Source organism: Bacillus sp. JJ722, assembly GCF_036963345.1.
Classification (GTDB): domain Bacteria; phylum Bacillota; class Bacilli; order Bacillales; family DSM-1321; genus Bacillus_AD.
Genome location: NZ_JBALMO010000028.1, coordinates 640 through 6,628, shown reverse-complemented (window position 1 = coordinate 6,628; position 5,989 = coordinate 640). Strand labels below are relative to the sequence as shown.

The 5,989-nt window shown below is 32.0% G+C and carries 8 protein-coding genes; 6 read left to right on the top strand and 2 right to left on the bottom strand.

The features are described 5' to 3' along the window. Positions 1-149: 149 nt before the first annotated feature. From V7014_RS04460 to V7014_RS04435, 6 genes are all read left to right on the top strand, one after another. On the top strand, positions 150-755 hold the full coding sequence (locus V7014_RS04460; protein WP_438824864.1) for an HD domain-containing protein: 606 nt from the start codon (positions 150-152) through the stop codon (positions 753-755). 155 nt (positions 756-910) lie between these two features. Then, a complete protein-coding gene (locus V7014_RS04455; RefSeq protein WP_335504583.1) occupies positions 911-1,423 on the top strand; it encodes a sigma-70 family RNA polymerase sigma factor in 513 nt (170 codons plus the stop codon). Positions 1,424-1,427: 4 nt separating this feature from the next. Beyond that, positions 1,428-1,943: a hypothetical protein gene (locus V7014_RS04450; RefSeq protein WP_335504581.1), complete on the top strand. Its 516-nt coding sequence runs from the start codon at positions 1,428-1,430 to the stop codon at positions 1,941-1,943. Next, positions 1,931-2,323, top strand: coding sequence for a hypothetical protein (locus tag V7014_RS04445; protein ID WP_335504579.1), 393 nt, complete (start codon positions 1,931-1,933; stop codon positions 2,321-2,323). Before V7014_RS04450 ends, V7014_RS04445 begins: the two co-directional genes overlap by 13 nt. Before the next feature lie 54 nt (positions 2,324-2,377). Further along, positions 2,378-3,142 carry an IclR family transcriptional regulator gene (locus tag V7014_RS04440; RefSeq protein ID WP_335504577.1) on the top strand — a complete coding sequence of 255 codons (765 nt, stop codon included), beginning with the start codon at positions 2,378-2,380 and terminating at the stop codon, positions 3,140-3,142. Positions 3,143-3,397: 255 nt separating this feature from the next. Further along, on the top strand, positions 3,398-4,345 hold the full coding sequence (locus V7014_RS04435; RefSeq protein WP_335504576.1) for an aldo/keto reductase: 948 nt from the start codon (positions 3,398-3,400) through the stop codon (positions 4,343-4,345). A gap of 934 nt (positions 4,346-5,279) precedes the next feature. On the opposite strand, the gene V7014_RS04430 is transcribed toward V7014_RS04435, so the two are convergent. Both V7014_RS04430 and V7014_RS04425 read right to left on the bottom strand, forming a co-directional pair. Further along, entirely contained in the window at positions 5,280-5,564 is a 285-nt protein-coding gene (locus V7014_RS04430) for a DUF4183 domain-containing protein (protein WP_335504574.1), read from the bottom strand. Between the two features lie 97 nt (positions 5,565-5,661). Beyond that, on the bottom strand, positions 5,662-5,989 hold a 328-nt coding region (locus V7014_RS04425; RefSeq protein WP_335504572.1), incomplete at its 5' end, for a DUF4183 domain-containing protein.

The following is a 5,989-nucleotide window of genomic DNA, read 5'->3' as shown; positions in this document are numbered from 1 at the left end:
CATAGAATATAAGCTGTCTTTGTGCAGCTTATATTTTTGTGAAAAAGGCTGACTACGGAAGTGATATGTCACTGATGTCAGACAGAACTTGTATAATGTCGAGCAATATTAGCTTTAGTTAAAGGAGGAATATGATGAAAGAGAATCTAATGAGTATTCTTGAAGTCGTAAAATTAGGAGAAAAATTAAAGTATGAATTAAGGCATAGTTGGCTTTCCAATGGAAGACAAGAAAGTGTGGCCGAACATACTTGGAGAGTTTCATTGATGGCAATGTTGATTGAACCTTATTTAGATCAAAAGGTAGATACGGCTAAGTTATTAAAAATGATTATCATACACGATTTAGTAGAAGCGGAAGCAACTGATATACCAGCTTTTGATACAATGAATAATCCTGAAATTAAGAAACAAAAGACGTTAAATGAATTGAAAGCGATTGAAAATATTAGGAATATGTTAAAAGGCCAATTAGGTAATGAGGTTTATGATCTTTGGATGGAATTTGAAAATAAACAAACCTTCGAAGCGAAAGTTGCGAATGCTTTGGATAAATTAGAAGTGCAAATACAACATAATGAAGCCGATATTAATACGTGGTTAGACATTGAACATAAAATGAGTTTTATGATGGATAAACATACAGATTTCAACTCGATATTAACTATATTTAAGGATATTATTGAAGAAGAAGCAGAGTTGAAATTGATAAGTGCTGGTATTGATGTAAATGATTTAAAAAAGGATATTTTATAAAATGAATGTAACCTAAAAAATCTCCTCACAAATTAATGTGAAGAGATTTTTTATTGCTCAAGTATGGTGTTTTTAAAAAAAGCGTAGTAATTGAAACTATTGCAATCGTCAGTATATCTAACGTATAGAGAGAGGGAAATTGTGAGGTGAGAATAATGGAAGATAAGATCCAAATAGAGAAGGCTCGAGAAGGCTGTAATGAGAGCTTTGAATATTTAATTAAATCTAGAAAAGAAAAATTATACAAGATCGCTTTCTGTTATGTGAAAAATGAGCATTTAGCATTAGAAGCCGTGGCAGAGGCTACTTACAAAAGTTATATAGCTATAAAAAAATTAAAACAAATTGAATTTTTCGATTCATGGTTAGCACGGATTGTGATCAACGAGGCCATCAATATATTAAGAAAGCAAAAAAGAACAGTTCCTTTATCGGAATATGAAGAAGTAATGACTAGTAGTGAGAATGATTATAATAATGAAAAACTTGATTTACAACGGGCTTTAGAAAAAATAAAAAAAGTAGAAAAAGAGATTATAGTCCTAAAGTATTTTGGGGATTTATCTTTTTCTCAAATAGGCAAGATGCTCGAAAAAACGGAAAGTACAGTTAAAACAATACATTATCGAGCTCTACATAAAATTAAAATAATTTTACAAGGAGAGTGAAATTATGGACTTAAAGAAATTTGACCACATAAAAATACCTGATGAATTAGATCAATATATAGATAAAGGAATTGCTAAAGGAAAAGCATATAATCAGTCTTCCTTTTCATTTACAAAGTGGAAGTATAAGCGCTTTACAAAAATAGTTGCTTCTATAACTTTAATAGGTAGTATTTCATTGATTACAATCGCTAACGTACCTGTTTTAGCAAATGAACTAGAAAAAATACCTGTTGTTGGGAAGTTAGTTAAAGTATTAGACTTTGATAATGGTTCTGATTCAGGTGGAAATATCACAGATGGTACTAAGATCGGAACTCAACCAATCTCAGAGAATAAAGTAGATATCTTTTTTGAGCTAGATAAAGAAGTTACAGATTTTGTGCCATACTATAATGTTACATATCGAGAATATCCATATGGATTAGCATTTGAATTTTATGGCGTAAGAGGTTTTGATCTAAAAAAACAAAAAAAGACTTGCAATCATTACCGCATATTACAGATGTGTATGAGTTAATCACACTTGATGATTCAATACAAAGATTAGTGGTAGAATTTTCGGAGGATATTGAAGTAGCTGTTTCAGAATATGAAGAACCTGGGAAAATACAAGTAGCTATAAAAACAAGAAAGGAAAAGCCTCAAAAAAAGGAAGCTTATTTTTTTAGAACGAAATCAGCGATGATGAATGAAGAGCTAATGTTTTTCTATGATGAAACATTAATAGAGCATGAACAAAAAGAAATTCAAAAAGACGAGAAAGGAAAATTTGTAATACAATTTGGTCCTTTTAAAACAGAAAGCCAAGCACTTCAAAAGTTGAAAGAATTACCAAATGATATAATCAAGGAAAAAGGTATATATGTAGAAAAAAGAAAAGTAGGTGAGCGTCCTTAATAAGCTCCCTAGTTTGATCAAAACAAAGCTGTTTTAAAGTAAGGAGAGCTTGAAATGGATTCCTATGAAGTATCGACATTAAAAAAGGGCCTGTTGATATTAGATTTACTTCGCCAAAAACATTCGCTAACATTAACTGAAATAATGGAAGAACTGTCTTTGAATAAGACATCTGTTTTTCGAATGCTCTATACATTAGAATCAATGAATTACGTTATCAAATATAATAAGTACTATCAATTAAATCCTCATATTTTTAGAGATGAGCATTTATATTGGCATAAAGGAATACAATGGACTTCACTAGTAGCACCATATCAATTGGCGCGGCAAGAAGAAATAGCAACTTACATTGGAATTTTAGAGGATTGTGAGATGGTTACAAAAAACGCAATTAAAGAGCCTTTTGAACAGCCTGTTTTTCATGCAATTGATTCTCGAACACCCATTCATTCGAGTGCTTTAGGAAAAGTAGTATTAGCTCACTTGTCACCTGAAAAACAAGTTGAAATGTTAAATGGCGTTATGCTACGTTCCTTTACAACCCATACATTTCAGGATTATGGATTATTGTTTCCACATTTACAAGTCATTAAAGCGCAAGGATACGCAGTTGATGATGAAGAAACAGATTTAGGTAAACGCTGTATTGCGGTTCCTGTTTATGTGAATACAGAAGTAATTGGTGCGATTGCTTTGCATGGCTCGACAGACCAAATTAAAAAAACAGCGTTTCGTTCATTGGCAAAACGTTTAATAGTAGCAAGTCAACAGGTGTCATTAGAAATTCAGCATTTATCCCGTTCTAACGGGCGCTGAGACTCCCACTTTAAAACGAAAGTAAAAGCGAGGACGAATAAGTGGTAGATTAAGCGCCAGTAAGATCCCGATTAAAGTTTCACTTTATTAGCTTTATGTTCATCTTTCTAATTTGATATATTGTACATATTTTTAACAACTCTCTTTTGCAATTAAAATGCTCTTGTTTCGATATATGAAACAATATGTAAGCTTGTTGGTAAAATCATAGTTTCGTTTTATTCTTGTTGTAAATTAAAACAAGGAGGAAGGAATATGAAATTTAATACGCTGAAAAAAACAAATATCAATATCTCAGAAGTTGGTCTCGGTACAAACGCTGTAGGTGGTCATAACTTATTCGAAAATTTAAATGAACAAGATGGTAAAGAATTAGTTTCAACCGCGCTCGAATTAGGTATAACTTTAATTGATACGGCTGACATTTATGGTAAAGGACGTTCTGAAGAATTGGTTGGAGAAGTATTAAAAAATTACCGACGAGAAGATTTCATATTAGCGACAAAAGGGGCGCAACATTGGTTTGAAGATGGAACAGTAAAAGTGGATAATCGTCCACAATATTTAAGGCAAGCACTTGAAAATAGCTTAGAACGACTACAAATGAACCATATAGACATATACTATTTACATTTCCCAGATAACGAAACTCCTCTTTCAGAGTCAATCGGTGAATTATCACGTATGAAAGAGGAAGGGAAGATTAGTGCGATTGGCATCTCAAATGTTACTTTAGATCAACTAAAAGAAGCGAATGTGCATAATGATATTTCTGTTTTACAGTCACCTTACAACTTATTAAACCGTGCAGCAGAGCAAGATTTATTACCATACTGTAATGAACATAATATATCATTTATCCCATACGGCCCACTAGCATTTGGTTTACTTGGTGGTAAATATACAAAAGATTTTAAATTAGATGCAGGTGACTGGAGAAAATCAAATCCTATATTTTGTGGGGAACTTTTTGAACGAACGTTAGTGAGAGTAAATGCATTAAAGAAAATCGCAGAGGAAAAACAAACAACTTTACCAAATCTAGCTCTTGCCTGGTTATTAGCTCAAGATGGAATTGATGCAGTTATTCCAGGTGGAAAGCGTAAAGAACAAGTTACGGTTAATGTAAACGTAGCTGATGTCCATTTAACAAAAGAAGATTTGGAAAATGTAGAAAAAGTGTTTCAAACGATCGCTTACTGAACAGTAAAGGATACTCAATGAAACGATTTTGAATGATGCTCGATTATTTTAAATACAAATACACCTATTTTCTGGGTAACTAGATAAAAGGTGTATTTGATGTGATTCTATTGTTGAATGGTATCTGCCTATATTATATCGGAGCAATTTGTAATTTGTTTAAACATATTCACTCTATAATGAATCAAAAAATATCACTCATAAATAATCTAGTTTATTTGTAACGATCCTAGATTACACTTTATACACCCGATTTTTGTTTTTACTTTATTAGCACAAAAGTAGAATTAAAACTTCCATGGAAAAACACAAAAAATATGGTAAATTGTTTACTTTCATTTTAAAACAAAGAAAAAACACCCAAAATGCCTAGAAGGAAAAGGTGTTTAGGCATTTTTGGGTGTTATTATCAATTATTTTTTTGTTGAGCGGTTCTACTATTTAGATAAACCAACAACAACAACAATGTTTTTTACGGCGACGATGTTTTTTTCTACAACTTGAAGAACTTGAAGATTCTGATTTATGATGTTTTCTACAACTTGAAGAACTTGAAGACTCCGACTTGTGATGCTTTTTACAACTTGAAGATTCTGATTTATGATGTCTTTTTTTGCTTGAAGACATTTAAAACACTTCCTTTCATTTGGCATATTATAGATTATGATAAGTTAAGAGAAAGGTATGGTTGTAAATCTCAATACGAAGAAAATATGCTCATATAATGTAAAACCTAAAGTAACTTAGGTTAGTATTAGGATGTTTAGACATGTTCAACGGATTTTTCTAACAAAGTTCTAGGAATAATCCTTGGTTTTGATAGTCAAAAAAACCAGCACCAAATCGTTGCTGGATAGAATTACTCTCTTATGAAAGTTACATGAACAAGTTTATTTTAATTATTTTTATAAAAAACATCATTCGTAAATAAGGTTTAGTTTACAACAAATTCAATAAGAATTGGGTTTGCTGGATCTAGTGCATCTCCACCAGGGATTGTAATAGCTGTTGTGGTAACTGATGAAGTATCAGCTGTCTGAATCATGCCATTAACATATAGACGATAATAAGCAAATGAAGCAGGAAATGCTGTAGCAGCAGTACCTCCATCTGTATTAAATGTAGTTGCGGCAATTGAAAATGTTGCACCTGTGCCTGTTCCAGAACCTATCGTTGAAGCGAATTTTCGACTAGCTTGAAATGGGCTCACTATTGGCATTTTTTCACCTCCTTTTTCTATTATTCACTATCATATTCTATAAATAGGAAAAAGGAAGTGCTAGGAACCTAGTAATGAACACAATTCTAGCTAATTTTTAAGAAAAACTGACTATTTCGAAAATTATAGATGAACCTACATAAATACTTATGCCATTAGGATAAATTGAAAAACCATTACTTGTAATACTATAAGTATTTGCTGGTTGTAAAATGCCATTTAAGAAAACACTAATGTAACTATTAGGTACAAGTAGAAATTCAGATACACTTAAGCCATTATCATTTGTAAATTCATTAGCAGGGATTGTTCTTGTATTATCAAAATCTAAGTTTACAATGTGGAAATATCTATCAACGGTTGGTGTAATGCTAGCTTGAGGCCCTTGAGCACCTTGCGATCCGATAGCCCCAGCAATCCCTTGA